Raw genomic sequence first — 391 nt, forward strand, 5'->3', positions numbered from 1 at the left:
CATAGCCCTGCGCATATTCGGCCGCGTAGGCTCGCCGGGCGGCTTCGCGCAACTGCTGCGCATCGTGCCTCGCCTCGTCGAGAAAGGCGTGCCCATCCTGCCAGGCGCGCGCTTCCGCGGCGCGCAGGATGCGCGCAGAAGGGCGTCTCGGCATGGCGTCGATCGCTTTGCCCGGTTCGATCATCTCGTCTCGCTCATCGCTCGTCGAACAATCGCCGGACCGGCAGCGGCAAATGCTTCGGCCGCCGCTGCGTCGACAGACCCGTGCGGCATCAGCTTGAGGCGAACCCGCATGCTCGTCTCGCCGGGCATCGCCTGACACCACGCGCCAAGGCAGCTCAGCCCATCGGCATAGACGCGATCGTGAATATCTTCCAAGGGCTGCAAGGAC

The 391-nt window shown here is 66.8% G+C and carries 1 protein-coding gene and 1 pseudogene; both read right to left on the reverse strand.

Features of this window, described 5'->3' with window-relative positions; translation table 11 throughout:
- Positions 1–184, reverse strand: a pseudogene (locus tag EOA27_RS40235) (HrpE/YscL family type III secretion apparatus protein); the annotation flags it as partial.
- Positions 181–391: hypothetical protein (locus tag EOA27_RS41800; protein WP_210214217.1), on the reverse strand; the 211-nt coding region annotated here is incomplete at its 5' end. The pseudogene EOA27_RS40235 and the gene EOA27_RS41800, both read right to left, overlap by 4 nt.

This window comes from Mesorhizobium sp. M2A.F.Ca.ET.037.01.1.1, assembly GCF_003998075.1.
In the GTDB taxonomy this organism is placed as follows: Bacteria; Pseudomonadota; Alphaproteobacteria; order Rhizobiales; family Rhizobiaceae; genus Mesorhizobium.